The 26,652-nt window shown below is 39.3% G+C and carries 26 protein-coding genes and 3 tRNA genes; 18 read left to right on the forward strand and 11 right to left on the reverse strand.

Translation table 11 applies throughout. From position 1 onward, the window contains the following. Positions 1-191: 191 nt before the first annotated feature. Both ACGE0T_RS00795 and recO read right to left on the reverse strand, forming a co-directional pair. Positions 192-263, reverse strand: a tRNA-Arg gene (locus tag ACGE0T_RS00795). 84 nt (positions 264-347) lie between these two features. Then, entirely contained in the window at positions 348-1,073 is a 726-nt protein-coding gene (recO, locus tag ACGE0T_RS00800) for a DNA repair protein RecO (protein WP_459188674.1), read from the reverse strand. Positions 1,074-1,510: 437 nt separating this feature from the next. On the opposite strand from recO, the gene ACGE0T_RS00805 reads away from it, so the two are divergent. The 4 genes from ACGE0T_RS00805 (at position 1,511) to ACGE0T_RS00820 (ending at position 7,580) form a co-directional block, all read left to right on the forward strand. Further along, positions 1,511-2,617, forward strand: coding sequence for a helix-turn-helix domain-containing protein (locus ACGE0T_RS00805; protein WP_459188675.1), 1,107 nt, complete (start codon positions 1,511-1,513; stop codon positions 2,615-2,617). 200 nt (positions 2,618-2,817) lie between these two features. Beyond that, positions 2,818-4,296: a leucine-rich repeat protein gene (locus tag ACGE0T_RS00810; protein ID WP_459188676.1), complete on the forward strand. Its 1,479-nt coding sequence runs from the start codon at positions 2,818-2,820 to the stop codon at positions 4,294-4,296. A gap of 789 nt (positions 4,297-5,085) precedes the next feature. Beyond that, on the forward strand, positions 5,086-6,321 hold the full coding sequence (locus ACGE0T_RS00815) for a tyrosine-type recombinase/integrase (RefSeq protein ID WP_459188677.1): 1,236 nt from the start codon (positions 5,086-5,088) through the stop codon (positions 6,319-6,321). A gap of 20 nt (positions 6,322-6,341) precedes the next feature. Next, entirely contained in the window at positions 6,342-7,580 is a 1,239-nt protein-coding gene (locus tag ACGE0T_RS00820; RefSeq protein ID WP_459188678.1) for a site-specific integrase, read from the forward strand. Positions 7,581-7,931: 351 nt separating this feature from the next. Here ACGE0T_RS00820 and ACGE0T_RS00825 read toward each other — a convergent pair whose 3' ends face one another. From ACGE0T_RS00825 to ACGE0T_RS00865, 9 genes are all read right to left on the reverse strand, one after another. Further along, on the reverse strand, positions 7,932-9,401 hold the full coding sequence (locus tag ACGE0T_RS00825; protein ID WP_459188679.1) for a PqqD family peptide modification chaperone: 1,470 nt from the start codon (positions 9,399-9,401) through the stop codon (positions 7,932-7,934). 395 nt (positions 9,402-9,796) lie between these two features. Further along, on the reverse strand, positions 9,797-10,201 hold the full coding sequence (locus ACGE0T_RS00830) for a GNAT family N-acetyltransferase (RefSeq protein WP_459190390.1): 405 nt from the start codon (positions 10,199-10,201) through the stop codon (positions 9,797-9,799). After that, on the reverse strand, positions 10,201-11,136 hold the full coding sequence (locus ACGE0T_RS00835; protein WP_459188680.1) for a DUF5712 family protein: 936 nt from the start codon (positions 11,134-11,136) through the stop codon (positions 10,201-10,203). The genes ACGE0T_RS00830 and ACGE0T_RS00835 overlap by 1 nt, the downstream gene beginning before the upstream one ends. Before the next feature lie 4 nt (positions 11,137-11,140). Continuing rightward, a complete protein-coding gene (locus ACGE0T_RS00840) occupies positions 11,141-11,725 on the reverse strand; it encodes a BfmA/BtgA family mobilization protein (protein ID WP_459188681.1) in 585 nt (194 codons plus the stop codon). A 254-nt stretch (positions 11,726-11,979) separates the two neighbouring features. Next, positions 11,980-12,330 carry a helix-turn-helix domain-containing protein gene (locus ACGE0T_RS00845; RefSeq protein ID WP_459188682.1) on the reverse strand — a complete coding sequence of 117 codons (351 nt, stop codon included), beginning with the start codon at positions 12,328-12,330 and terminating at the stop codon, positions 11,980-11,982. A 148-nt stretch (positions 12,331-12,478) separates the two neighbouring features. Beyond that, a complete protein-coding gene (locus ACGE0T_RS00850) occupies positions 12,479-12,946 on the reverse strand; it encodes a hypothetical protein (protein WP_459188683.1) in 468 nt (155 codons plus the stop codon). Then, a complete protein-coding gene (locus tag ACGE0T_RS00855) occupies positions 12,903-13,130 on the reverse strand; it encodes a hypothetical protein (RefSeq protein ID WP_196039596.1) in 228 nt (75 codons plus the stop codon). The genes ACGE0T_RS00850 and ACGE0T_RS00855 overlap by 44 nt, the downstream gene beginning before the upstream one ends. Before the next feature lie 93 nt (positions 13,131-13,223). Then, positions 13,224-13,901, reverse strand: coding sequence for a haloacid dehalogenase type II (locus tag ACGE0T_RS00860; RefSeq protein ID WP_459188684.1), 678 nt, complete (start codon positions 13,899-13,901; stop codon positions 13,224-13,226). Between the two features lie 55 nt (positions 13,902-13,956). After that, positions 13,957-14,550, reverse strand: coding sequence for a TetR/AcrR family transcriptional regulator (locus ACGE0T_RS00865; RefSeq protein WP_120151894.1), 594 nt, complete (start codon positions 14,548-14,550; stop codon positions 13,957-13,959). Between the two features lie 193 nt (positions 14,551-14,743). Here ACGE0T_RS00865 and ACGE0T_RS00870 point away from each other — a divergent pair, with 193 nt between their 5' ends. The 14 genes from ACGE0T_RS00870 (at position 14,744) to ACGE0T_RS00935 (ending at position 26,637) form a co-directional block, all read left to right on the forward strand. Further along, positions 14,744-15,163: a helix-turn-helix transcriptional regulator gene (locus ACGE0T_RS00870; RefSeq protein WP_459188685.1), complete on the forward strand. Its 420-nt coding sequence runs from the start codon at positions 14,744-14,746 to the stop codon at positions 15,161-15,163. Between the two features lie 347 nt (positions 15,164-15,510). Next, a complete protein-coding gene (locus ACGE0T_RS00875) occupies positions 15,511-15,906 on the forward strand; it encodes a DUF2721 domain-containing protein (protein WP_459188686.1) in 396 nt (131 codons plus the stop codon). A gap of 131 nt (positions 15,907-16,037) precedes the next feature. Next, positions 16,038-16,109, forward strand: a tRNA-Glu gene (locus ACGE0T_RS00880). A gap of 44 nt (positions 16,110-16,153) precedes the next feature. After that, complete coding sequence (gene rpsT, locus ACGE0T_RS00885) at positions 16,154-16,408, forward strand: 30S ribosomal protein S20 (RefSeq protein ID WP_459188687.1); 255 nt, start codon at positions 16,154-16,156, stop codon at positions 16,406-16,408. A 65-nt stretch (positions 16,409-16,473) separates the two neighbouring features. Further along, positions 16,474-16,545, forward strand: a tRNA-Glu gene (locus ACGE0T_RS00890). Positions 16,546-16,712: 167 nt separating this feature from the next. After that, positions 16,713-18,668 (forward strand): DNA topoisomerase (ATP-hydrolyzing) subunit B, encoded by a 1,956-nt coding sequence (gyrB, locus tag ACGE0T_RS00895; RefSeq protein WP_459188688.1) that lies wholly within the window; start codon positions 16,713-16,715, stop codon positions 18,666-18,668. 76 nt (positions 18,669-18,744) lie between these two features. Continuing rightward, entirely contained in the window at positions 18,745-20,520 is a 1,776-nt protein-coding gene (locus ACGE0T_RS00900) for a membrane dipeptidase (protein WP_459188689.1), read from the forward strand. A gap of 16 nt (positions 20,521-20,536) precedes the next feature. Beyond that, a complete protein-coding gene (locus ACGE0T_RS00905; protein ID WP_459188690.1) occupies positions 20,537-22,387 on the forward strand; it encodes a membrane dipeptidase in 1,851 nt (616 codons plus the stop codon). Between the two features lie 10 nt (positions 22,388-22,397). Further along, the gene (locus ACGE0T_RS00910) at positions 22,398-23,396 is read left to right on the forward strand and encodes a M20 family metallopeptidase (protein WP_459188691.1); all 999 of its coding nucleotides are present in this window, start codon (positions 22,398-22,400) and stop codon (positions 23,394-23,396) included. Between the two features lie 11 nt (positions 23,397-23,407). Beyond that, a complete protein-coding gene (locus ACGE0T_RS00915) occupies positions 23,408-23,833 on the forward strand; it encodes a SufE family protein (RefSeq protein ID WP_459188692.1) in 426 nt (141 codons plus the stop codon). Between the two features lie 121 nt (positions 23,834-23,954). Further along, a complete protein-coding gene (locus ACGE0T_RS00920; RefSeq protein ID WP_459188693.1) occupies positions 23,955-24,260 on the forward strand; it encodes an STAS domain-containing protein in 306 nt (101 codons plus the stop codon). 20 nt (positions 24,261-24,280) lie between these two features. Further along, positions 24,281-24,691 carry an ATP-binding protein gene (locus ACGE0T_RS00925; protein ID WP_459188694.1) on the forward strand — a complete coding sequence of 137 codons (411 nt, stop codon included), beginning with the start codon at positions 24,281-24,283 and terminating at the stop codon, positions 24,689-24,691. A gap of 1 nt (position 24,692) precedes the next feature. After that, positions 24,693-25,814, forward strand: coding sequence for a sensor histidine kinase (locus ACGE0T_RS00930; protein ID WP_459188695.1), 1,122 nt, complete (start codon positions 24,693-24,695; stop codon positions 25,812-25,814). Further along, complete coding sequence (locus tag ACGE0T_RS00935) at positions 25,807-26,637, forward strand: sensor histidine kinase (protein ID WP_459188696.1); 831 nt, start codon at positions 25,807-25,809, stop codon at positions 26,635-26,637. Before ACGE0T_RS00930 ends, ACGE0T_RS00935 begins: the two co-directional genes overlap by 8 nt. Positions 26,638-26,652: the final 15 nt, after the last annotated feature.

Below are 26,652 nucleotides of genomic sequence, written 5' to 3' on the forward strand. Positions count from 1 at the left end.
TTGATAGTTATAAGAATTTCTTTTGATAGTTATGCTTTTTTCTTTTCATATATTTCAAAAGAATAAATCATAGGCTGCTTTTTGAAGAAACAACGGCATCTTTTTTTTAATCATCGGGACCTTTTTTGCAAATCGATGGGAAGATTAAAAAAATGGACTGTCTAACAAATCGTAGACAGTCCATTTTTTTGTACCCCCGAGCAGAATCGAACTGCTATCTAATGTTTAGGAAACATCTATTCTATCCGTTGAACTACAGGGGCAACTTTTTCCTTAAAGTGCGGCAAAAGTATAATCTTTTTCGCAAACTGGCAAGTATTCGGGTTTTAATCTATGGAAAGCAGTTTTTAATCAAACAGGCTTTGCATGACTGCAAGAGATTTTATTTCCGGAAAATCGGGAAGGTGCAGACGGTAATATTCAAGCAGACGATTGATTATGTTTACTCTGTCTTGGCGGGAAAATGAGTATAAGGACATGTTTTCAAAACTTATTTTCAGTAAACGGGCAAAGAAAATACTTTCTGTGGGATTCAGATAATGACGGTGCATAGGTGTACAGTTTACGAATGTCCCATTCAATAGATCAAAAAAGGCTCCGGAAGTATATGACTCGGAGTTCGGGTAAATACCCATATAGTGTAATAGATGCAGTAAGAAAACTAAATGGAAGTTGGATACTCCTTTGTCTGTGACTTCTAATAGGCGGATTGATTCATACAGAAATTCAAATAAACGAGGGTCAGGCTCGGTTTCTTTGATTACACGGAAAAGAATTTCAGCAAGGAAAAGAGCCAGTACGTTTTTGACCGGATTGCAAAACAATTCGTTTAGCGGATAACACGATCTGGTTTCACGAATACGGTGTAAATCCCGTTTGTTAAGATGTTCCACTTCCATTTCGACAACAGATAGCGGCATAAATAAAGCTTTAGACACTGTTGATTTTTTCCCCCGGCTGCGCGTGACCAAATAAGAAGCTCTTCCAAAAGCTTCCGTGTACATATATATAATAGAATATTTATCGTTGTATGGAATAGCGTGTAAGACTATCCCGCGCGTTTTACATAACATGTCATTGGTAATTAGGCGTCAAAGATAAGCAATAAAACTGAGACTAAGAGCAGAACGCATAAAGAAGGCTGTAGGATAGCGATTGTGATAGAATGAGAAAGGAACGAAGCCAACGAAAACCCTTAAAAAGCTAATTGAAATCGGAGTTACATTACTATCCCGCTACTTTCTTTTGGTTGGCAGGAGGTTTTATCAAGCTTTCAAAGTTTCTTTTCCTTCCTTGTAATCTGTATTATGGAATTACGTAAAAGTCTATGTTGACATATATTTCAATGGGGTCATTTTTATTTTGGTTAGAAAGGTCAACCTTATTTTGGAGTAAGGGGGCAAATTCGTTTGGTTTACGGGGTCAATCTGAACTGGATTTTCCAACACCGAATGAAAGCGTTATCTTTGCTTGTATAAACAAGTTAAATCGTTGTATAAATATTAGTTGTATGCCCCATTTCACACTCTATACACTCACGACATTGCTCTCTGCGGCAATAATCCTCGTTATGGGGATTTGTCTGTTGGTGCTCTTTGTTCCGAGGGATGCGGAGTTGAAGAATTACCGCATTTCGCGCCGCCTTCTTGCCGGAGCCTATATGGTACTCTCTTCTGTGGGATTGTGGGAGGTTTTCGGGGAGACAGATACCGGTCACAGGCCTATGCTGATGGTATTTACACTGCTTACTGCCTCGTATCAGGCACTGCTGTTCACGCTATCAACCATTACCCTTATCAATATACAGTATATGACTGCTCGCAGGGTCTGGCTGGGAAATGTTCTGCCGATAACATCGCTTGGTGTTGTCCTGTTTGCAATTCTCGGTCTATTGCCGGAGCATCTATTCTATACCTTGTTTTATATAATGTTGGGGCTCTACTGCCTGCAACTAATCTACTATGTAACGGTGTTCATTCGGGAATATGACAGGTATCTTCGCCGATTCGATAATTTCTTCTCCTCAGACGAATACCGCCGATTGCGGTGGATACGAAATGCATTTTTTATGGCAGCCAGTGTGGGTGTTGCCGCTGTATCTTCGCTCTTTGTAAGCACATTTGTATATACCATTTTCACAGCTGCTTACACCATCTTCTACCTCTATTTTGCGGTCAAATATATCAACTACCTGACCATCTTCCACCGTATAGCTCCCGTTATTGCGGAACATATACCCATAACACCGGGTGGCAAAGAGGCAACGGAAGAATTTATCAGCACTGCACTCAACGGGTGGATAGAGCGCAAGGAATTTCTTCGACAAGACATTACTTTAGAAACGCTTGCCAATGAATTGGTAACAAATCAAACCTATCTGTCACGTTATATCAATTCACACTATGGGCAGAACTTTCGCTCGTGGATTAATTCATTGCGTATCGGAGAGTCTATGCGGCTCATAGAATCGGATACCGAATTGTCGTTGGATGAGATTGCCGAGCAAATAGGTATTCCGAGCCGAAGTACGTTCTTTCGTCAATTTACCTCCGTTGCCGGAGTTACCCCTGCCGAATATCGCCGAAAAGTGAAAAGTGAAAATACTCCGACAAAATAAAACCTTCCACCAAAAGTGCGGTGAAGAGTCTTGCCAATGCGGTTTCCTGAACAGGAAATCGCATTTTTTTGCCTGAAATCGCAAAAGTCCCAAAACCCGACACCGATTTATAAGTTTTGGGACTGATGCTCCAACCGCTTCAGAGTACCTTTGCACTGTATTAATTACAAGAGAATTAAATAACGTAATATCATAGAATTATGAAGACATTAAAACTATCAACCCTACTGCTCTTCGGAGCAATCTTACTGCTTACGGGATGCGACAAGGATAAAGACAACGACCCGATAGTAGTAAATTCGGTGGTCATAACTCCGGCAACGCTGGAACTGAATCTCGGACAAACCGAACAATTGACGGCAAAAGTGAGTCCCGACAATGCGGACGATAAGACCGTAATGTGGAGTTCCGCCAATCAAACTATTGCCACAGTCGATGCTTCGGGTAAAGTAACAGCCGTCGGATTGGGGCAGACAACCATCACCGTCACGGCAGGCGGCAAATCAGGAAACTGCACTGTAACGGTCAAAGCGTCAACTCCTCCGGGCGATATCGATATGAATGGCAAAACCACCATTCAAGTGAAGGAAGCTATTCAGGCAGCCCTCGATGCAGGCATCACCGAGTTCAAACTAACGGGCAACATTGCCAACAGTGGCATAGATGGTGACATATTGGACAACAACAATCCTTTTTATAAAAACACCTTAGTCACGAAGGTCGACCTGTCGGGAGTAATCGGCTGGACGGCAGTGGAACTTGACGGAAATAAGCTGACTGTAGATAACACGGTAGGGCTGCCCGGCTACGCATTTTTCGGATGTAGTGCCTTGCAAGAGGTGATACTCCCCGCCGAAGTGAAAGCCCTTGGAATACAAGCTTTCTCTAATTGCAAATCGCTCACCACCGTCAACCTCGAAAACGTTACGCATGTCGGAGTAGTGGCTTTTAGTAGCTGCGCTGCATTGACCTCCGTTGCTCTGCCCGAAGCCATCGCCATTTATGGAGAAGCTTTCGGATCCACCAACCTGACCACTGTCGACTTGCCGAAAGTCACAGCCATCAGCGTGGGTTCATTTACGGGGAACGGAATAAATGGCTCTTTTGCCAAATGCAAGAAGCTGACAGCCATCTCAGCCCCGTTACTGACAGATGCCGGAAACGGCACTTTTAGCGGCTGTGATATTCTCAGCACTATAACTATCCCCTGTATGAAGGCAATTGGTGAAAATACATTCTACGGCTGCAAGTCGCTGAGTACAGTCTCTTTCGAAAATGTAGAAGCTGTCGGGAAAAACGCTTTCAGGGCTTGCTCCGCAACAGTAATCAACCTGCCGAAAGCCACCACGATCGAAGCGTATGCTTTTCTGGAATGTGGCGCACTGACGACGCTTAAATTGCCTGCCGCCACCACGTTTGACAACTATATCGTATCCGCCTGCAACCAGCTTACCCGAATAGAGATGACTGCTGCCGGAGATTTTGGCGGAATCGGAGGAGGTTCGTTAGACAACATGGGTGTATTCGAGAATGCTTTTAATCCGTCGGTTAAGTTCAATAGCACAAACTGCGAACTCGTGTTGAACACGGACAAGCAACCGGGTGGTGCGGCTTCGCCCACCGCTTCGGGCAATTCGTGGGCAAGCGGCACCATCTGGAAGAGCATCACCTTCAAGTGATGGGAGGCGAACGGAGTATCACCTTCATCGCCACACCCGCAAAGTCCGCAGTCCGCAGCATCTCCTCCTATGGCGACCTGATACTGAAATGTACAAGCGTGGATTAGCATTGGCAGACCGTTTCACTCTCGCATGGTAGTCCGAAACAGAAATGTTTCGGACTACTTTCATTTGTGGAGGGATGAATAACTTTATAAAAACAACATCATTAAAAAGATTCTATCATTTATACTGCTCTGTGCAGCCATCGCATTCACCTCTTGCCAAAAGAGTGCTATATTCAGCAACCTGACAGCAAACGGTAGCACAACCGAAGCCACTACAATCCTGACCCTGACCTTCGACAAGGCTATCAAGGAACTTTCGGCCGACGACCTGATTCTGACCGCAGCAGAAACCGGAGCCGTGAAAGGACTACTGACCGCTCCGAGTTCACTGCAAACGCTTATGAACGGTGTATCGTCCTACATTAACGATGAGAAACACGACCTGCATATCTGGCACTTAGAAAACAAGGAGTGTAAAAGGAGAAAGAGAGAAAACAAGGATAATTGATTGAATGATAGAAATGTATGTCTTTTAGTGTCTTTGGATGCCGAGTAGCGAAATAGCAGGAAAAAGCGGATTAGAGCAGACTTTCCGTTTCTAAATCGTTACCCGTTCCTACAGGCGAAAAATACGGCAAACTGGTGACGTTGAATGTCTGGTTATATCACTGTTTGTCTGTGGTTTACATTGTTCGGATAACTCACAAAGAAAGTAATTTTACAAACTAAAAATGTGAGCGTTATGAACAACGAACTGAAAGTATCTTTTTACCTCAAACGAGAGGGTAACACGGAAAGAACAGAAACAAACCAAAATGCCGTTTTTCCGATAATCGGAAAAATCATCATCGGTAACACTATCGCCCAATTCGGTTCAAAACTGAAAATCGAAGAACGGCTTTGGAGTGTAAAATCAGGTCGAGCAATCGGCAAAAGCCGTGTTGCCGTTGAACTTAACAGAGAGATTAATAAAATTAATCTCTCCATACATGCGCATTACAGGGACATTTTAAAGCGGACAGGAAAAGTAACCGCTATCGAAGTGAAGAACGCCTTTCAAGGAATTGCCACAGCACAAAAAAACCTCCTTGTCCTGTTCGGTGAAATGATGGAGGACTTCAAAGGGAGAATAGGCATTGACAGGGCACAATCCACCTACAAGCAGTATGAAGTCCTTTATAAACAGCTTAAGCAATTTCTTCGGGAAGAATACCACGTAGAGGATATTTCTCTTACCGAGTTAGATTTGCCTTTCATCGAAGCATTGAATTTCTTTTTTAGGGTGAAACGCAAGATGAAGCCGAGAACCGTTAAGGCTCGGATTGTCTTGTTAAACAAAGTGATACGTTTGGCATTGCATCGAAGAATCATCACCCGTCCGCCTTTTGACGGTTTTGAATTGGAAAAGACGGAACTTAAAAACAAGTCGCTCACCAATGATGAACTGGACTTACTTATGAAAACTCCCCTTAAATCGGGAACACAACGGTTTATCCGTGATATGTTCCTGTTTTCAACCTTTACCGGCTTGGCTTATGCGGACGTGCACAAACTTTCTTGGAAAGATATTATTACCGAAGATGATGGCAGTTTGTGGATTTCAGCCAACAGGCAAAAATCACATACGGAGTTTAATGTAAAACTATTAAATATCCCTATCCGAATCATGGAGTATTACAAGGGACTTGCTCCCGATGGAAAAATATTTCCGCACATGAGTTTAGGACAAGTGAATGTAGGTTTAAAACGTATTGCAAGAAACTGTGGTATCAACCGGGTATTATCCTATCATGTAGCAAGGTACACGTTTGCTTCTCAAATCTGCCTTTCACAAGGTGTTCCGATTGAGAGTGTGAGCCGGATGTTGGGGCACAAGCATATTGAGACAACCCAACGTTACGCACGTCTTAACAATGAAAAGATAGGCAACGATATGCAGCAGCTATCTGCACGTCTTGCCACTAAATTTAACTTTTAACAATTCCAAATACAGATATTATGCAAAACAATAGAAGCACTTTCGCTATACTCTTTTACTTGAATACCAGCAAAAAGAAAAAATCAGGTAATTGCCCTGTCATGGGGCGTATCAGCGTGGACGGGAAAAGCTCGGCTTTCAGCACGGGTTTAGAGTTATCTCCCGAAAAATGGGATGCCAAACAGGGAATAGCCATAGGCAAATCAAAGGAAGAAACAACTATCAACAAACAGATAGAAAACTATCGGGCTGAACTTGTCCGCCACTATAAAACCTTACTGGAAAACAAAAGCTACATTACTGCTGAAATCCTGAAAAACGCTATCAAAGGAATTGGAATTAAACAAAACAGCTTAATACAGGAGTTTGCTGCATTAGTTGAAGAGAAACGGCAGTCTGTCGGCATTTTGATAGTAAAAACCACCTATACACATCTTTATCGTGCTTATCAGCATTTAAAAGAATTTTTGGGGTATAAATACGGGGTAGCGGACATTCCGTTTACCCAAGTTGATTTTGATTTTATTGAATCGTATGTTTACTATCTAAAAGTCAATTTGCAATTAAGCGCAAGCACAACCAACAATACGATAAAACCATTACGCAGGGTTGTAATGAGAGCCTTAAACAAAGGTTTGATGTATCAAGACCCGTTCTTTGGCTATCGTCCCCAGCGGATAACCATTACGCGGAAATGGCTATCTATGGATGAGATAGAACGGTTGATGCAAATAGACATGAAACATGAGAGTGCTAATTTTATTCGGGATATGTTTCTGTTTTCGACATTCACGGGGCTTGCTTACGTGGATTTAAAGAACTTACGGCATGATAATATTGTACGGCAAAAAGATGGCAAACAGTGGATTGTCTTAAATCGCCAAAAGACCGGAACTACTTCCTACATTCCCCTACTTGATATTCCGTTACGGCTTATTGAGAAATACCGAAATACGGCTTTTACCGGGCTTGATGGAAAGGTTTTTAGGTTATGCACAATAGAAAATGCTGATATTCAGTTGAAAAAGATAGCCAAAGCAGCCAATATTGATAAACGGCTTACCTATCACATGGCAAGGCATAGCTATGCAACCCTTTGTCTTTCAATGGGTGTTCCAATAGAAACGATTAGCCAAACACTGGGGCATCGAAGCATTTCCACTACTCAAATATATGCGGATATAACCCGCACCAAAATCAATGAGGACATGACGAATCTTGCAGAACGGATTGAGGGAAAATATGAATTGGCAAAGTAAGCACATCACAACCAACATATTTTTTCCTTTTTTTCTCTGATAAACATCTCCTATATGGAAAGAATAAATAAGGCAACACTTTTTGGAAATTTACTCTTTTGAGGAACGAAAAAGGAAGAAATTTTCAAAAACCGCTTGCGGCTTGGTGTTGCCGTTTTATTCTTCGAATATACCTTTGTGTTCAGAGAAAGAAAGGATTAGTTCAGTGCGTTTCATTTGAAACGCATTCGAAATTGGCTAACCTAAATAAATCTTTTCTTTAATATCATCAACATAATAAAGTTATGTTACATTTTTGGGGGAGATAAAAATCTACCTAACATGTCTAATCTGCATACTAAAATTAAGAATTTAAAAGATATCCTTTCTTTCAAGCACTAACTTCTTGTTATATTTTGCGATTTTACAAAAATATTCATTAACAACTAAAGGGTCTCCTTGAGGATTCTCGTTTGCATTTCTAACCATACACATAGTACAGAACTCTTTAGCTGAACATTGAAGACATTTAGGGAAATTATGTTTGCGCAAATCTCTTAGGTATTGTACTTTTTCAGAATTATTCCAAATATAATTAATAGAGTTTTCTTTAACATTGCCAAGAATATAATCTTGCCAGCCAGCACATGGATATATATTTCCGTTTTCTGCTATGCAAATAGAGGAATTACAAACACTACAAACAAAATCATTAGGTTCTATGCCTTTTTTCTTTTTAGCCTCAATTTCTATTTGTTTCAAATAAAGTGGATTATTAGTGGCTTTGATATAAATCAACTCTTTTACTTCATCATCTGATAAACGACAATTCAAATTGTTTATAGTATGATTGTATCTTGCGATAATAACGTAATCATCATTGACTTGAATATTATGATTTCTTGCCCACTCAATAACATCACTATAGCAGTCTTTATTTTGTTTCATTATCGGACAACTAATCTGTAATGGAATATCATTTTCAATTAGTTTTAAAATTGCATTTTTTGTTTTTTCAAAACTGCCCTTCATTTGAGTTATCTCATCGTGAATATTAGGATTCATTGAATATAATGAAACTTGAACGCCTAAAAGAGGATTTGCCCTCATCTCACTGATAATTTTATCGTCAAGCAACGTTAGATTGCTGAGAACATTTACTGAAAAATTATATTCGTTGCATTTTTGTAAAAATTCGCAAAAACTTTTATGAAGCATGGGCTCACCGCCACTTAAGGTCAGATGCAATAGCTTCATGTCTTTACATTGCTTCAAAATATCATAAAATAAATCAGAATCAATATGACTTATTTTATTTTCATGCGGGATATAGCAATGTATGCATCTTTCATTGCACTTACTTGTTATTTCTACGTGCAAACTTATGAGTTGAGGTCTGCCATTAAAGTATTCTTCCAAAAAATCCTGTGTGGATTTGTTGGGATGCATAGTTTTTGATGAAAAACTTTTATTTATTATTTCAGGTTCTGAATTTCTGTATGAAAATCTAATATCTTTTTTATAACACTCCTGTATAGTTTCACCTGATACAATAAATCCATCTTGCTCAAGTGTATAAAAGAAATCTATTACATCACTCTTTATAGTGTCAATATCAACATCTATAAACTGCTTACTAATTTTTTTTGTAAGTTCATCAATAGTTTGTGGCTCCATTTCCAATACAGAAAAGAAGACCGCACCACTCTCTGATAAAATTTTATCTCCAATGTTGTTATCATTACTATTTACTTGTTTATACCCAAAATTTCTATTATCAGTTATATACCCGAAAGCTTCATAGTTTCTGAATATAATATTAGATTTTCGTTTGAAATACATAATAATTCCTTTTTAATAATCAGGCGACGATTTTAAAATCGTCGCCTGAATCAATTGATAATTAACGTCCGCCAGGTCCTGGAGGATTACAAGGTCTTCCACTCGGTTTACTATTAGGACGACATTCTGCCATCTGCGTAGTACTTTGCGCTAAAATTTCAGGTTTTTTGTAGCTCATAATTTAATATCTGTTTTAAATTAATACTAATGCCGCTAAGCATTTACAAAGATATAAAAACAGAGTGGCTTTTCAAAGAGTTATAGTGTGTTTATTTAGGTATATTTAAATATAATCTCAATTTTGATAAAAGATTAGCTATACTATCACGCTCCAAAAGTTTATTTTTTCTTTGAAATATACCTTTGTGTTCAGAGAAAGAAAGAATTAATTAAGATTATTCCATTGAAAAATAAGATATTAGATTGGTTACTGCTATTGCGTAGTTCTCACCATCTATAGAATAAAAGCCTGATTTTTTAGCAAATGTACTGCTTTTGATGTTGGCACACTCAATGCCGATATGGTTAAAACCGTACTTTCGGGCTATTCTTGTCAGAAATCGGATAAAGTGCGTTCCGTGCCCTATCCGTTCTTTGCTAAAACTCAATCGGGCGATAATCAGGCAATCAGGTGGAAAACGGCTTTCAACCTTTCTAATACGCAAATATAAATCTACCCGGCTATTTCTTCGGGTGGCTATTATATTATCCACTGTCAGCCATACAAGCGATTTTCGATACTTAAAACGTTCCATCAGATAGCGGTCTATATCGGCCCTTAGTTCTTCATATTCAGTCATCATCTAATCCCTTTCTTCTTTTTCTTCTTGCGTTTCTGTGCTTGTAATTCTTCTACTGGTGCAGCATTATTATTGCCCTCTTCCAATGAGAAGATAGATAATAGAGAATCGCCACTACCGTTATTTTGCTGGTTGTAAGAATGTTTTTCATCTGCCTTGCTATCAAGGTTGCAAGAAATATTGTTTTCTTTTTCACTGGATTGGAATACATCTTTTTTCTTTTCGCCAGTAAAATATTGTTTTGGCTCTTTCAACTCCTGCTCCTGCATTCTCAGTTTATCATCAATGCTTCCGTTCTTCATCGTGTTGAAATACTCAAAGGATTCGGATAATTGGCGGTTGTAACTGAATAGTTTATCAAAGCCTTGTTCCGCTTGTCGAAAGAGATTCACACGGTCGAAGCCACCTTTTATTACTCCGTTCTTGGTGTTTTTGTGGTTGGTAAGCGGTGATAGCTTCTTTTTGTTGGTTTGGTCTTTACGGCTGACAATCAAATGGCAGTGCATATTTAGTTCGTTATTGGAACGGCTACGGTCAAAATGAATTTTGCCATAAAACTTTATATCCGCTTCAGATAGTCCTTTGTTGAAGTTCTTGGCATATTCAGGAATAAACACTTCCCGAACATACCGTTTCATGGCTTCGGCTTTCTCCTGTTCGGTGTTCCCCATTGCCCGAAGCTCGCTTTCCGATGGGCTGACATGGATAGCGTAAAACTTAGCATCTGTTTTCAACAATTGCCCGATATTGGTGTCTATATCTTTAACAACCTTTGATTTGTAGATATTATCCTCCGTCAGATTGAAAAAGCCATCGGTATAGATTCCTTTCTCCATCCGTTCCAAGTCCTCATGTTCCATGTATGAAGCTAATTGACGGCTGCTGCCTGCATTGTCATATGTTCCTCCCGATGGTGGTGCAAAATCTATGTGCATGGTTCTATGTATTTATCAAATTAACGATTTCCGCTTTTAGGTTCTCTTTGCGTTTGCCGTCCATCACGCCACAAATTGATAACTCCGAATAGAGTTGTATCAGTTGGAGCAGCTTCTTATAATCCCGTTGGTGTATCTGATACAGGGCTGTGAGTTGCTTCCTCTGCTGGTTGATTACATCGGCATGTTTGCTGAATTGTTCACTTACTTTTTGCAATACGGCTGTTTGTTTCCCCTGAGTGGATTCCAATTGGGAAAGAATAAGTGTTTCTAATGTTTTACCGATGGTATCAAACCGAACTGCGATAGAATTAGCGGTTCGTATCATGGGATTCAGTTGTTCGTCCTCGTAATGACGGATAAACCGGATAATATCGTCCTGCCGTTTGTTTATCTTCGCCAGCTCCGATTTTACGGATTCCGGTGCTTCCGATGGATTGATACACGCTTTATCAATATAGACAAATACCAAACGGACTATTTCCCCTTTTTTCAGTGAATAGCGTTTGCAGAGCTTATCTATCAGCTTTCCCGTCTGTCGGTCTATCCCGATGGTGGTAAGTGTGGATATATTACTGGTCTTATCCATGATTATAACTTTTTTATAAGGAAAATGAGATTCATTCAGTTGATTATAAGCGAAATACATTTCAGCCTTATAATCACTGTTATAAACGGTTACGAATGTAACTTCTTAAAGCCGAAGGCTTTGCCCCGCAGGGCAAGAGGGAAGAACAGGACTTGTCCAGTTCCCTCTTGCTTCATTTAGCGAAATGAGCCGAGCCACAAGGCAAGGCGATTTCTGCTAAATGGGGAATGGTAGCACTTCATCAGGCGGCAATATTACCCACCTTGTTTTGCTTCGGTTTGCTTATCGAGTTGATTTTCTTTTTTGAACCGTTCATAGGTCTTGCTATCAGCATTTTCTTGAACAAATGTCCGGATGTCAGCCGAACGATAATAGGTCTTATGACTTATCGTAAAGTATGGGAGCTTACCACTTGCCCGATACCGTTGCAAGGTTCGGAAAGATACTTTCAGTAAAAACGCTAAATCCTGATTGTCTAACAGTCGGTCGTTTTCATCCAATACTTTATCAGTATTGATAAGTGATTGCAGGTTCTGACCTATCTCACCCAGTTTTTTCGATAGCTTCTCCATCCACTTATCGAAGTTTTCATTGTCTATATACATTTTGCTTCATTTTTTTAGTTCAACATTATTGTTTTCAATCGATTGATGAAGCAAAGTTCGGCAGAATAGAGAATTTAAAATAGAGGAGTCCGGTATTGACCCCTCTATACATTAAAGGCAAATGGCTATTTATCAATCTATTGCAAAATCATCTTTTTTCATCTTTATTTTTCAGTGCTTCCGCTTGTCGTTTCTTATATTCTTTAATAAGGACGGCTTTTAAAGCATCCAATGTTTTGGTGAGATTACATGATTTGCGTTTGAAGAGTTCGCTTTGACGGTCATAGATACCGTTAAAACTAAATCCGAAAGCCTGTTCAAAAACTTCCGAAAAAGCAATGATAGTTGGATTCTTGCCTGTGTTGTCGATGATACCACCCAACAACATCAAAGCTGAAAGAATTTCAGTCATACCCATAATTCCAAGATGTTGGAACTTAGGTATGACCGATAAAGGTGATTCAAATGTCAATGGAGTTGCCGAAGGAAACGATTCGGGGTGTGTGATTTTGAAATTTAGCAGTTCCAGTTCTGCGTTAATAATCGCCTGTGTCTTTTGTAAGAACAGTTTTTTAAGCGCATTTTTCCCCCTGCCCGTAAAGAGGTGCTGTTTCAAGTGAAGCTATCTCAATACGGGTAGCTACAAGAATCCGATAAGTAGTGGAATAATCATTTCCATTGCTCACCATTCTTATTTGTTCAATAAACTTGCCATAGGCATTTTGCATTTCTTCGTTTGTAACTTCTTGTGAAGTATCAGCCAGTAGGCTGAAAAACTTCGTTTCTAATAAATCATACATAGGAATAATTTTTTTTAGATAGTTAATATTGCTTTTAGTAGAATTAATTCCTAATAATGATATTGATGCTATACTTGTGATTTGATTTATCCTTTACAATCTCTCAGCTAATGAAAATAAGTTGTCCACTTTCAATTCAGGTTCTACAGATAAGAAATAGGTATCTATTCCATCTCTTTTCACAAATGCAGCTCTTAATCCTGAACATAATGCTCCAAATATATCCCAGTCGTGAGCTGCAATTAGCATACATTCTTCTGCTTTTTTGTTTAACAATTTAGTTGCTTCTTGATAAACTTGCTTGTGTGGTTTATATTTGCAAAATAATTCCACACTAATCTGTTCGTTAAACAAGTGGTCTATTTTTGCATTTGCCAGTTGTTTTACCAATAGACTTTGCGAAGAATTAGAAAGAGCCACAATGATGTATCCTTTTTGCCTTAATATTTCGAGAGTATTTACAACATCAGGATAAGGGGGTAATGATGAAAGGGTATCTGACAATTTGACAAATATATCATCGGTAAGATTTACTCCTTTCACCATAGATACTTGCTTTAGAGTATGTACTGCTATTTGAGTAAAACTTTCAAAATTTTCAGTAATTGTAAACACTAATGATTTATGTAATAATTTTGCAAACCACAAATCAAAGATGTCTTGACCAAAAAGATTATTAATCTCTGTTCTGAGTAAATTTAAATCCAAAATGGTTTCATTTATGTCGAAAAACAAAACCTTTGGTTTCTTAAAATTGATTGTATTTTTCATTTTACGACTTGTTTTTATAAAACATACATATATGTATGTTTTATGGTAAAAAAAATTATAATTCTCGTATATACTTAATTATAGATTCAATACATTGATTAAACTTTTCATCATTTTCGTCAATTTTTCGAATCATTCTCATTCCCTCATACGCACTTATCAGGAATAATGCAGTGGCACTAACATCTGTATTTTTGTCAATTTTTTGCTCTTTTTTTGCCCTATAAAGAATATCTTCAATTCCACTTTTCCACTTATTTATGGTGTTCATTAACGCTAAATTGTATTGTTTGGTATTACCTAATTCTGTAATGAATTTATTTAATGGACAACCCAATTCTTTTTCTTTTTTTGTGAAAAGATTTAATCGTTCAGAAAAAGTGTTGCACAAAATCAAAATTGGGTCACCTTCATTATATAAAGGTAATATCAATGCGTCATAAATTCTATTATGAACCTTCGAATGTATTACAGCTAAGATAAGTTCCTTCTTGTTTTTGAAATGATGGTAAAAAGCACCACGTGATAAGTTTATTTTAGAGGTAATCGAATCAATACTTGTTCGCTGTAATCCATTTGTATAAAACAGATTATATGCAGTATCAACTATCAACTGACGAGTGGCTTCCGATTTTTCCTGTTGCTTCATAATGCAAATATAATAAAAACATTCATCTGTGTATGTTTTTATTATATATATTTTCTATTTTTGCAAAAGAGATTATTTGAAACAATGGAAAACCCCAGCAAACTAAAGCAGTTCGCTCGTTTCTATATCGTTACCCATTGTTATACTCTTCTTCTTCAAAAATCTATTATTCAATAGATTACAATCACATTTCTTGTTATTTGAAACACAGGGAGCTGATTTGGTTGTTCACTCGCTACTTCACCCCCCCGAAGAACTGCGCTCGTTCTTCCACCCGATGACCGATGAGCAAGTGCCATTCAAAAGTCTTGTTTTGACCCACTATCGTAAAGCCAACAGCACCGAAGAATTAGCAGATTTATGCGGATATGGGGTACACACCTTTCGTAGAGTATTCAAAAGTGAGTTCGGCACACCCGTCTACCGATGGTTGATACAGAAACGGGCGGAACATATCAAATACCGTCTTTTACAAGTGTATATTCCTTTTGTGGATATTATGGATGAGTTTAATTTTTCATCCCCACAACACTTCAATAGCTTTTGCAAGAAATATCTTGGTGACACACCCGGAAATATCCTTACGGATATGCAACCGAAATTACGAGAATAGGACTCATAAAAAACAATGCCAGTAACTATTTACGGTTACTACCGTTAAGCATATTATGTATGAATTAAGCTTTATATAATTCGAATGCTTATTGTTTATTTCCTGATTATGCGTATCTTTGTGTTAGAGTTGTTTGAGGCTACGCAAATCACTGATATTTAACGCAGTCACACTGTCGCCAAATCGTTACCAGCAACTTCCCGCTTCTCTACTTGATTCTGTCATTCAGGCAGATAGTCAAAAGTTTCTTATCCAAAACAAAGATAACATAATGCGGGAAATATTTGTTTCTGTTTTATCTTTGTCGTTGTATTGTTGAATATAAATTATCTATACATATTAAATTTATGCAGGAGCTTACTCTTACCACCCCGTCGCTGCTGTTTTCGGCAGTATCACTGATATTGTTGGCTTATACCAATCGGTTTATTTCCTATGCAAGCCTTGTCAGGACATTAAAAGAAAAGCATAAGCAGACACATGATCCAAAGGATATGGCACAAATAGATAACCTTCGGAAACGATTGTATTTAACCCGTTCCATGCAGATTTTGGGCTTGCTTAGTTTGTTGTTTTGTGTGGTGTCCATGTTCTTTATCTATGTATCCTGGCAAATTATTGCAGCTTGGGTATTTGGTGTCGGATTGTTGCTTTTAGCAGCTTCCTTGTGTGTATGTATCTGGGAAATAAATATTTCCGTTAAAGCTTTGGAAATTCATTTGCAGGATATGGGTTCTAAATAGAAGTTAAAATGAGATTCTTTATTAAAATTTCCTTTAGAATGTTTTGGTAGTTTATAAAGAAGGTCTATCTTTGCACTCGCAATCAGGAAAACGCTTTCTGAAAGTGCTTAAAGTGAGAGCTTTGACATGATGGCCCATTCGTCTATCGGTTAGGACGCAAGATTTTCATTCTTGAAAGAGGGGTTCGATTCCCCTATGGGCTACAATAAACAGGATTAAAGAATAAATAAAGAGAATATCTAAAAAAATGGCAAATCACAAGTCATCAATTAAGAGAATCAGACAGACTAACGCAAAACGTCTGCATAATAGATATTATGCAAAGACTGCAAGAAATGCAATGCGAGTTTTGCGCGCTACTGAAGACAAGAATGAAGCTCAGGCTTTATTCCCGAAGGTGTGCTCTATGTTGGATAAGCTTGCTAAGAAAAACGTTATTCACAAGAATAAGGCTGGCAACTTGAAATCCAAAATGGCAAAGCACGTAAATAATCTTGCGTAAGACAAACGGTGTAATACTGTATATAGTATAAAGCTGGACTTAAGCCCGGCTTTTTTTAACCTGATGGCCCATTCGTCTATCGGTTAGGACGCAAGATTTTCATTCTTGAAAGAGGGGTTCGATTCCCCTATGGGCTACGTTAAGTAAGAGATAAGGTTTTAAACTTTATCTCTTTTTTTTGTTGTACCTGTTTGTGTTGGCTATTTTTTACGTTTCTTATGTGGTCTAAGTCGATTATTTTCACTATATTTGTTAGCTTTTTGGCAGAAATAGATAAAAACAGAATTAAAAGGATAAAAGACTCATGAGTGAAGAATTAAAGAATACTTCTACGGGCTATTCTGCAGATAGTATTCAGGTACTTGAAGGGTTAGAAGCAGTAAGAAAAAGACCCGCCATGTATATTGGCGATATTAGCGAAAAAGGTCTGCATCATTTAGTTTATGAAGTAGTTGACAACTCTATTGACGAAGCCTTAGCCGGATATTGTACTCAGGTGAATGTGGTTATCAATGAAGACAACTCTATTACGGTTACGGATGATGGGCGTGGTATCCCGGTCGATATTCATGAGAAAGAAGGGAGATCTGCATTGGAGGTCGTTTTGACTGTTCTTCATGCCGGTGGTAAATTTGATAAGGGATCTTATAAAGTTTCCGGAGGTTTGCATGGAGTGGGTGTGTCTTGTGTGAATGCTCTTTCTACTTATCTGCGTGCAGAAGTTCGTCGTAACGGTAAAATATATATGCAGGAGTTTTCTTGCGGTAAAGCGCTTCATGATGTGGAAATAGTCGGTGAAGCAGATTCTACTGGTACGACAATTACGTTTAATCCGGATGCAAGTATTTTTACTGTAACCGAGTACAAATATGAAATCCTGGCGACTCGTTTGCGCGAGCTTGCTTTCTTGAATGCCGGGATTACATTGAGGTTGACGGATAAACGTGTTGTAAAGGAAGACGGTTCTTATAAATCTGATATTTTCCGCTCGGAAGAAGGTCTGAAAGAATTTGTCCGTTATGTAGACCGTTCCAAGGAACAACTTATTCCGGATGTAATTCATATTGTTACGGAAAAGCAGGGCATTCCTGTAGAGGTTGCCATGACTTACAACACTTCATTTAATGAAAGTGTATTTTCTTATGTGAATGATATTAATACGATAGAAGGTGGTACTCACCTGGCTGGTTTCCGCCGTGGGTTAACCCGTACGTTGAAAAAATATGCGGAAGATTCTAAATTACTGGAAAAAGCGAAGGTGGAAATCCAGGGTGATGACTTTCGTGAAGGATTGACTGCTGTCATTTCGATTAAAGTAGCAGAACCCCAATTTGAGGGTCAGACAAAGACCAAGTTGGGAAACAGTGAAGTTACTGGTGCTGTAGACCAGGCTATCGGTGAAGCTTTGGGGTATTATCTGGAAGAACATCCGAAAGAAGCTAAGATTATAGTAGATAAGGTCGTTTTGGCTGCTCAGGCTCGCCAGGCTGCCCGTAAAGCTCGTGAATTAGTTCAGCGTAAGTCTCCGATGACAGGAGGAGGACTTCCAGGCAAATTGGCAGACTGTTCTTCGAAAGATGCTGCACAATGCGAATTATTCCTTGTCGAGGGAGATTCTGCAGGTGGTACTGCAAAACAGGGGCGCGACCGTAATTTTCAGGCAATTCTTCCGCTTCGCGGTAAAATCCTGAATGTGGAAAAGGCTATGGAGCACAAAGTATTTGAAAGCGAAGAAATACAGAATATTTACCGTGCTATGGGAGTTACTGTTGGAACGGAAGATGACCCGAAAGCATTAAATCTAAGTAAACTTCGTTATCATAAGGTGATTATCATGACCGATGCCGATGTGGATGGTAGCCACATCGCAACATTAATTTTGACCTTCTTCTTCCGTCGTATGCGTGCTTTGATAGAAAACGGATATGTTTATCTGGCTACGCCTCCACTCTATCTTTGTAAGAAAGGTAAAACAGAGGAATATTGCTGGACTGAACAACAACGCCAGGCATTTATTGATAAATATGGTGGCGGTAATGAAAATCAGATTCACACACAGCGATACAAAGGTTTGGGAGAAATGAATGACCACCAATTGTGGGATACGACCATGAATCCTGAAAACCGTACGTTAAAGCAGATTACAATTGACAGTGCTGCTGAAGCTGATCAGATTTTTGCGATGTTGATGGGTGAAGAAGTGGGTCCGCGCCGTGAGTTTATCGAAGAAAATGCTACTTACGCAAATATTGACGCCTAAATAGTTTGCTGCCAGTCCTTCCGGCTGGCAGCTTTTTTACATATATTTTATTTATTCATTGTTCAAATTCAAGGCTATGAATATACAAGTCCGCCATCCGAATTTAAAGAACCTGTTCAAGGAAGTTGATAATTTTATTCCAGCAAAAGAAAACCGGCAACCTCCTCGAATAGGAATATCCTCAAACCGGAAAGACGGACTTTCTTGTATAGCGGAAACCTATGTACAGTCTGTACTTCAGGCTGGAGGTGCTCCTGTTTTAGTGCCTGTAATTACAGATATAGAGGCACTTACTGCGGTGGTTAATGGCTTGGACGGCTTGGTGATGAGCGGAGGCGGAGACATTAATCCGCTTTATTTGCAGGAGGAGCCCTGCCCGGAATTGCAAGATGTGGACACCTACAGGGATGAGTTTGATTTGATATTGCTTCGTTTGGCTACAAACAGGCAACTTCCCGTTATGGGAATATGTCGCGGACATCAAATATTGAATGTCGCATTCGGAGGTAGTGTATATCAGGATATATACTCTCAACATGAATGTAAATTGTTGAAACATAGTCAGGCACAGAGCCGTGAACAGGCATCCCATTCTGTGCGTATCACAGATAAAAATTCTAAACTTTATTCCGTGATGGAAGAGGAAGATACTCTTTTGGTTAATTCTTTTCATCACCAGGCTATTAAGGAACCTGCCCCTGAATTTATAGGGACGGCTTTTGCCGCCGATGGAATCAATGAAGCAATGGAACATCCGGAAAAAGATATCTTTAGTATCCAGTGGCATCCCGAAGCTATGGCTTCGAACGGGGATGAACAGATGCTGAAACTTTTTAATTATCATGTAGAGGCTGCACGGTTGTTCAAAGAAGCGAAACGTATTCATCACAGAAATGTGATATTGGATTCCCATACGGATACTCCGATGATTTTTCCCGGTGAATTTAATATTGGAAGGAAAGAAGGCGGAAAAGTAAACTTGCCGCTGATGGAAGAAGGGTTAGTCGATGCTGCTGTTATGGTTGCATATATTCCGCAGGGTCCTCGTGATGATAGTTCTTTGCAGGAAGCTACGGGATTTGCAATGAACCGGTTGCAAGAGATACACCGCCAGATGGAGTTGAACCGGCTCCGTATGTGTATAGCCTATACTCCCCAAGAGGTTCATGTTTTGAAAGCTGCTGGTAAAAAAGCGATTATGGTGGGTGTGGAAAATGGATATGCCATCGGAAAGGACTTAGAGAATATTAACCGTTTCAGGAAGATGGGAGTTTCTTATATAACGCTTTGCCATAATGGTAATAATGATATTTGTGATTCGGCAAGAGGCGAAGCTGAATGGGGTGGTCTTAGTCCTTTTGGAAAAGAAGTAATTCAGCGAATGAATGAAGTCGGAGTGCTGGTGGATATTTCACATGCTGCGGAAAGTACGTTTTATGATGCATTGGAGGCCAGCCGCTATCCGATTATAGCTTCTCATTCGTCAGCTCGTGCTTTGTGTAATCATCCCCGGAATTTGTCGGATGAACAATTGAAAGCGTTAGCGGCTCAGGGGGGTGTCGTTCAGGTTTGTTTGTATAAAGGCTTTATTAATGAGGATGCAGAAAAAGCTTCGGTGAGTGATGCCATCCGCCATATCAATCATATCGTTAACTTGATTGGTATTCATCATGTTGGAATCGGTTCGGATTTTGACGGGGATGGTGAATTAATAGGTTGCCGTGCAAGTAATGAATTGATTAATATTACGATGCGGCTTTTAAAAGAAGGATATAGTGAAAATGATATACAGAAGATCTGGGGTGGTAATCTGTTGCGCGTAATGAATATTGCACAGTCAGGATGTGAATGATAAAAAATACTCTTATATGAAAAAACAAGTCTATATTTTTTGTATCTATTCTCTAATCTGTTGGGGAATTGTACCGTTTGTCTTTGCTCAACAGCAAATGGACGTGAAGAAATTATATGAGCTGACAGACTCTTGTGAAGTAAATCTTCGTTCTTCTCATTCTCCATTGATCGGCTTATCTGCTAACCGGTTGAGTAATGACGGCTCACGAATTTCCGGAACGTATGTAAAGGCTGTACAGATGGCAGGGGGAATCCCTGTAATTATCCCTGTTACGACGGATGGGGAGGTTTTGCGTGCAATTGTTTCCAACTTGGATGGAATAATAATGACAGGAGGAGAAGATATAGACCCTGTATGGTATAAGGAATCGCATCGGAAAGAGTTAGGGGAAGTCGATTCTATCCGTGATATTTATGATTTGAAATTACTGAAACTGGCAATGGACCGGAATATACCCCTTTTAGGGATTTGTAGGGGAGAACAATTAATTAATGTTGCTTTCGGCGGTACGCTTTATCAGGATATACCTTCCCAACGTGAACAGCATCTTAAGCATTATCAGGAATTGCCGGGGAGTAATCCGACTCATAAAGTTGTAGTCAAATCCGGCTCATTGCTGGCAAACATATTAGAAGAGGATACATTGTCCGTAAACTCTTTTCACCACCAGGGAATAAAAGACCTGGCTCCTGGATTTACTCCGGTTGCATATTCCACGGACGGAATAATCGAAGGAATAGAAGCCTGGCCGGATCGTCCTGTTCTTGCCGTACAATGGCATCCTGAAAGCCTGACTTCGGCTGGTGATACGACCATGTTGAAACTATTTCGCTTTTTAGTTGAAAAAGCAGAAGTTTTTTATCAAGCGAAGGAAATGCATAAACGTTTTCTTTCTGTCGATACACATACTGATACGCCTTTCTGGTTTAAGCGTGATGGGTTCAGCATTGCTGACCGCGAACAAAACCGGGTGAATCTTCCGAAGATGGAAGAAGGTTATCTGGATGGTGTCTTTCTGGCTGCATTTATTTGGCAGGGGAAAAGGGATGAAGCATCTTTAAATAAAGCTGTGGCTACTGTTACTTCTTTGGTTAAAGGCATTCATAAACAGGCGGAATTGCATAAAGATCTTTGTGGTATCGCTTATACTCCGGAAGATTTTGCCCGTTTGAAAAAAGAAGGGAAAAAGACATTCTTTATTGGTATAGAGAATGGATATGGCATAGGAAAAGACTTATCCAATATTGCCCGTTTTAAAAAGATGGGAGTGAATTATATTACACTTTGCCATTCTTATGATAATGATATCTGTGATTCGTCCACTCATACGAATAACGAATGGGACGGATTAAGCCTCTTTGGAGCGGAAGTGGTAAAAGAAATGAACAGGCAGGGAGTAATGATAGATATGTCCCATGCGTCGGAAAAGTCTTTTTATGATGTTCTGAAATTGACAAAAACTCCTATTATTTGTTCTCATTCCTCTTCGAAGGCATTGCGTAATCATGACCGTAATTTGACTGACAATCAATTACGTGCATTGGCAAAGAATGGAGGAGTTGCACAGGTTTGTTTGTTGGATGCTTATCTAAATCCGAATAAGAAAAAGGCTTGCTTGTCGGATGCAATCCGCCATATAGACCATATGGTGAAAGTTGCCGGGATTGACCATGTGGGCATTGGTTCGGATTTTGATGGAGGTGGAGGCATAATAGGCTGCCAGGGTGACAACGATTTCATTCAGATTACTGTTAAATTAATAGAGAAGGGATATACAGAAGAAGATATTGCTAAAATATGGGGCGGCAATCTGTTACGTGTATTGAGTGAAGTACAGGCTGCAGCTACAATTAACCAGTTATAAACGATAAAAAATGACGAGACTTATTCTATTAGCACTTAGTGTTGCCATGTGTTCATGTGGACAGAAAAGTTCTTCGGCAGGAACGACTGCCGATACGGAAGTTAAGAAAGAGGTAGAGTCGCCAACTCCGGCGTTTGATGCTGATAGTGCATATGCTTATGTGGCGCGACAGGTGGAATTTGGCCCTCGTGTACCTAATTCTGAAGCACATAAAGCTTGTGGAGATTATCTGGCATCGGAACTTGGACGTTTTGGAGCCAAGGTATATCAGCAGGAAGCGATACTTACTGCTTATGATGGAACAAAACTGGAATCCCGGAATATTATAGGGTCGTTTAATCCGGATCACTCAAAACGGATATTGTTGTTTGCCCATTGGGATTCCCGTCCTTATTCAGATCACGATCCGAATCCGGCTAATTACCATAAACCGTTGGATGGAGCTGATGATGGTGCCAGTGGAGTAGGTGCTTTATTGGAGATTGCGCGTCAAATCGGAATGAAGGCTCCTAATGTGGGGGTTGACATTATTTTCTTTGATGCGGAAGATTATGGAATCCCTGAATTTGCCAGAGAAAAATATAGTAATACCAGTGATACCTGGTGTCTTGGAAGCCGCTTTTGGGGGAAGAATCCGCATACTCCTAATTACAGGGCCGAGTTTGGCATCCTGTTGGATATGGTAGGTGCTAAGGATGCCTTGTTTTATAAAGAATATATATCCATGAAATATGCTGCCCGTTATGTAGATGAAGTATGGGAAACAGCTCGAAATTTGGGATATGGCAAATATTTCATTAATGCAGATGGAGGTGGAGTGACTGATGACCATGAAGCGGTAATTGAAGAAACCGGCATCCCTTGTCTGGATATCATCAACTATGATCCGAATTCGGAAAAAGGGTTCCGCGACCATTGGCATACACAGAATGACAGTATGAGTAATATTGATAAAAACGTACTGAAAGCTGTTGGCCAAACAGTATTGGAAGTAGTATATAACAGATAATAATAAAGACGATGACGATTAACGAACTTCAGGACAATGTAATCGAAGAGTTCTCTGCTTTCGATGATTGGATGGATAAGTATGCATTACTTATTGATTTGGGAAATTCTCTTCCTCCGTTGGAAGATAAGTATAAGACAGAAAGCAATCTGATTGAAGGTTGCCAAAGCCGTGTTTGGTTGCAGGCTGATTATGAAGATGGAAAAATTATTTTTAAAGGTGAGAGTGATGCTGTAATAGTGAAAGGTATTGTGTCTTTGCTTATTGGGGTTTTAAGTGATCATACCCCGCAGGAAATATTGGATACAGACCTTTATTTTATAGAAAAAATAGGTTTGAAGGAACATCTTTCGCCAACTCGCTCCAATGGATTGGTTGCCATGGTGAAGCAGATGCGTATGTATGCTCTTGCTTTTCGTACCAAAGAGCAATCATAGATTGGTGGTATTGCTTCAATCAGAAGAAGTTGGGCATAAATAAATCTTCTAAATAGCTTGTTCGCTTGGATGTTTCTCTTTATTTTTGTCCAACTTGATAATCAATAATGAACGATAACTTATGAAAATAGCAGTTGAAACAGGTACGGATAGGATTCGTATCAAACTTTCCGGACAATTAAATACGCTTACCTCTGTCGATTTTGAAAAAGAGGTGGTGAATGCGATCAATAGTCCTTTCTTAAATGTTGTACTTGATTGTTCCGAACTTAGTTATATAAGCAGTGCCGGATTACGCCTGTTGTTGACTTTATATAAAGGACAAAAAGCAAAAGGAGGGACATTCGTACTTCAATATGTGCGGAAAGAAATTGTGGATTTACTCAAAACTACAGGTTTCTCCTCTTTTCTAGTGATAGAAAATTAAGTTAACAGGAACTCCGGTACATGACAACCACGCTACATATAAAGAATGAGTTGGGAAATCTTACCCTTCTGTCTGAATTCCTTGAACAAAATATGCAGGGAAAGATACTGGATGAAACGTTGCAGATGCAATTGCAACTGGTCCTTGAGGAAGTTGTGGTCAATGTGATTTCGTATGCATATCCCGGAGAAACTGATAAAGATATTTTTGTGGAAATAGGCTGGAATGGCGGGTGTATGGAAATAACAGTTATTGATTCTGGCATTCCTTTTAACCCGTTGGAGAAAGAAGACCCGGATCTGACCCTTTCAGTAGAAGAGCGTCCTATTGGAGGATTAGGCATCTATCTTGTGAAGCAATTAATGACAGATGTCCATTATATCCGCCGGGATGGAAAAAATATATTGACAATGATTAAAGACATGAACTGAAATGGCTGATTTTGACATTAAAGATATAGCGAAACTAAAGCTTAAGCAACAGATTGTTGAGAAGGCATTTCTTGTAGATGTTGTAGCAATCATTTTAGGTTTTTATTATAATTGGGATGCGATAACCGGATTTCTTATACTTGCTCTTGTTATCTTGCAGATTTTTAAGAGCCGCTTGAAAAAACAGCTGAAACAGAAAGAATATCTGGCTAAGATTGTGGAAGAACGGACGATAGAACTGCGTATACAGCGTGACCAGGTATTGAAAGAATCAAAAAAACTGTCAGAAGCGCTTGATGCATTGGCAAAAGCGCAGGATGAACTGGTTCGTAAAGAGAAGTTGGCAACTGTTGGGCAGTTAACTCAAGGTCTGGTGGACCGCATTCTTAATCCAATCAATTATATCAATAATTTTGCAAGTCTTTCTTCCAATCTGATAAAAGATTTGAAGCAGAATATCTCGGGTGAACAGGCTGTCATGTCAAAAGAAATTTTTCAGGATAGTATTGAAATACTTGATCTGTTGAATGGTAATCTGCAAAAAATTAATGAACATGGTTGTAATACGGTTCGTATCGTGAAAGCTATGGAAGAACTGTTGAAGGACCGCCATGGAAATACAGTTCTGACCGATGTATGTGATCTTTGCAGGGTTAACATTGATGTAATCCGTAAATCTTATCAGGAAGAAATTGAAAAACTGCAAATACAGATTAATTTAAATAGTCCATCCGAACCTTTGATGGCGGAAATAGACATTGAGCAGATGAACAAAGTTATGCTTAGTCTATTGAAGAATAGCATTTATGCACTTATGCGTAAGGCACGTAAAGAAGCTTTCCAGCCCCAAATAGACTTGGTGCTGGAAAAGAGGTTGAATGGGACTTTTGTCCTGACCATCCGTGATAATGGCATAGGTATAGAAGATAGTATTAAAGCGAAAATTTTTGAACCGTTCTTTACAACTAAGCCAACAGCCGAAGCTGCCGGCGTAGGTCTGTATCTTTGTCGTGAGGTGATATTGAACCATCAGGGTTCTATTATTGTGAAAAGTGAGAAAGGTCACTTTACTGAGTTTATGATAACTATTCCCATTCATCAAAACAACAATAACAATGAGTGATGAACATTCTGAATTAGAACGCCTGAAAAAGCAGGCAAGCCAGCAAGAGAAAATGGCCTCACTTGGACTGTTGAGTGCCGGTATTGCGCATGAAATCCAGAATCCGCTTAATTTTGTGATTAATTTCAGTAAATTATCCTGTAAATTGTTGCAGGATATGGAAGATATTCTGGATGAATTGCATGGTCAGCTATCCTCTGAGGCAGATGAGGAACTTCGTGAGATTATGTCTGATTTGCAGGGGAATATGTTTAAAATAGAGGAGAATGGGAATCGGGCATCCAGTATAGTCCGGGGAATATTGCTTTATTCCCGGGGAAAAGATGATGAGTTTATTCCTACAGACCTGGCTCAATTAACGAAAGAATATGTATGGCTTTCTTACCATGCGGTCCGTGCAAATAATAAGAGTTTTAACGTTACAATCAGGGAAGACTATGAAGTTGGGTTGCCTTTAGTGAAAGTTGTACCTCAGGACTTTAGTCGTGCCGTTTTGAATTTGATGAATAACGCTTGTTATGCAGTGTTCAGTAAAGCTAAAGGGATATCGGAAACACCTTATATACCGACAATTCAAATTTCTTTGAAGCGGCAGCAGGATCAGATTCTTCTTTCTATTGAAGATAATGGAATGGGAATCACTCAGGATGTAAAAGAGAAACTTTTTACTCCGTTTTTCACAACAAAGCCAATAGGTGAAGGAACCGGACTCGGTTTATCGATTACCAAATCTATTATAGAACAGAAGCATGGGGGGAAGGTTGAGGTGGAATCGCTTCCGGGCGAGTTTACCCGCTTTACAATTATCATCCCTATTCAATAATAAAAACGAAAATAA

Source organism: Parabacteroides sp. APC149_11_2_Y6, assembly GCF_054506995.1.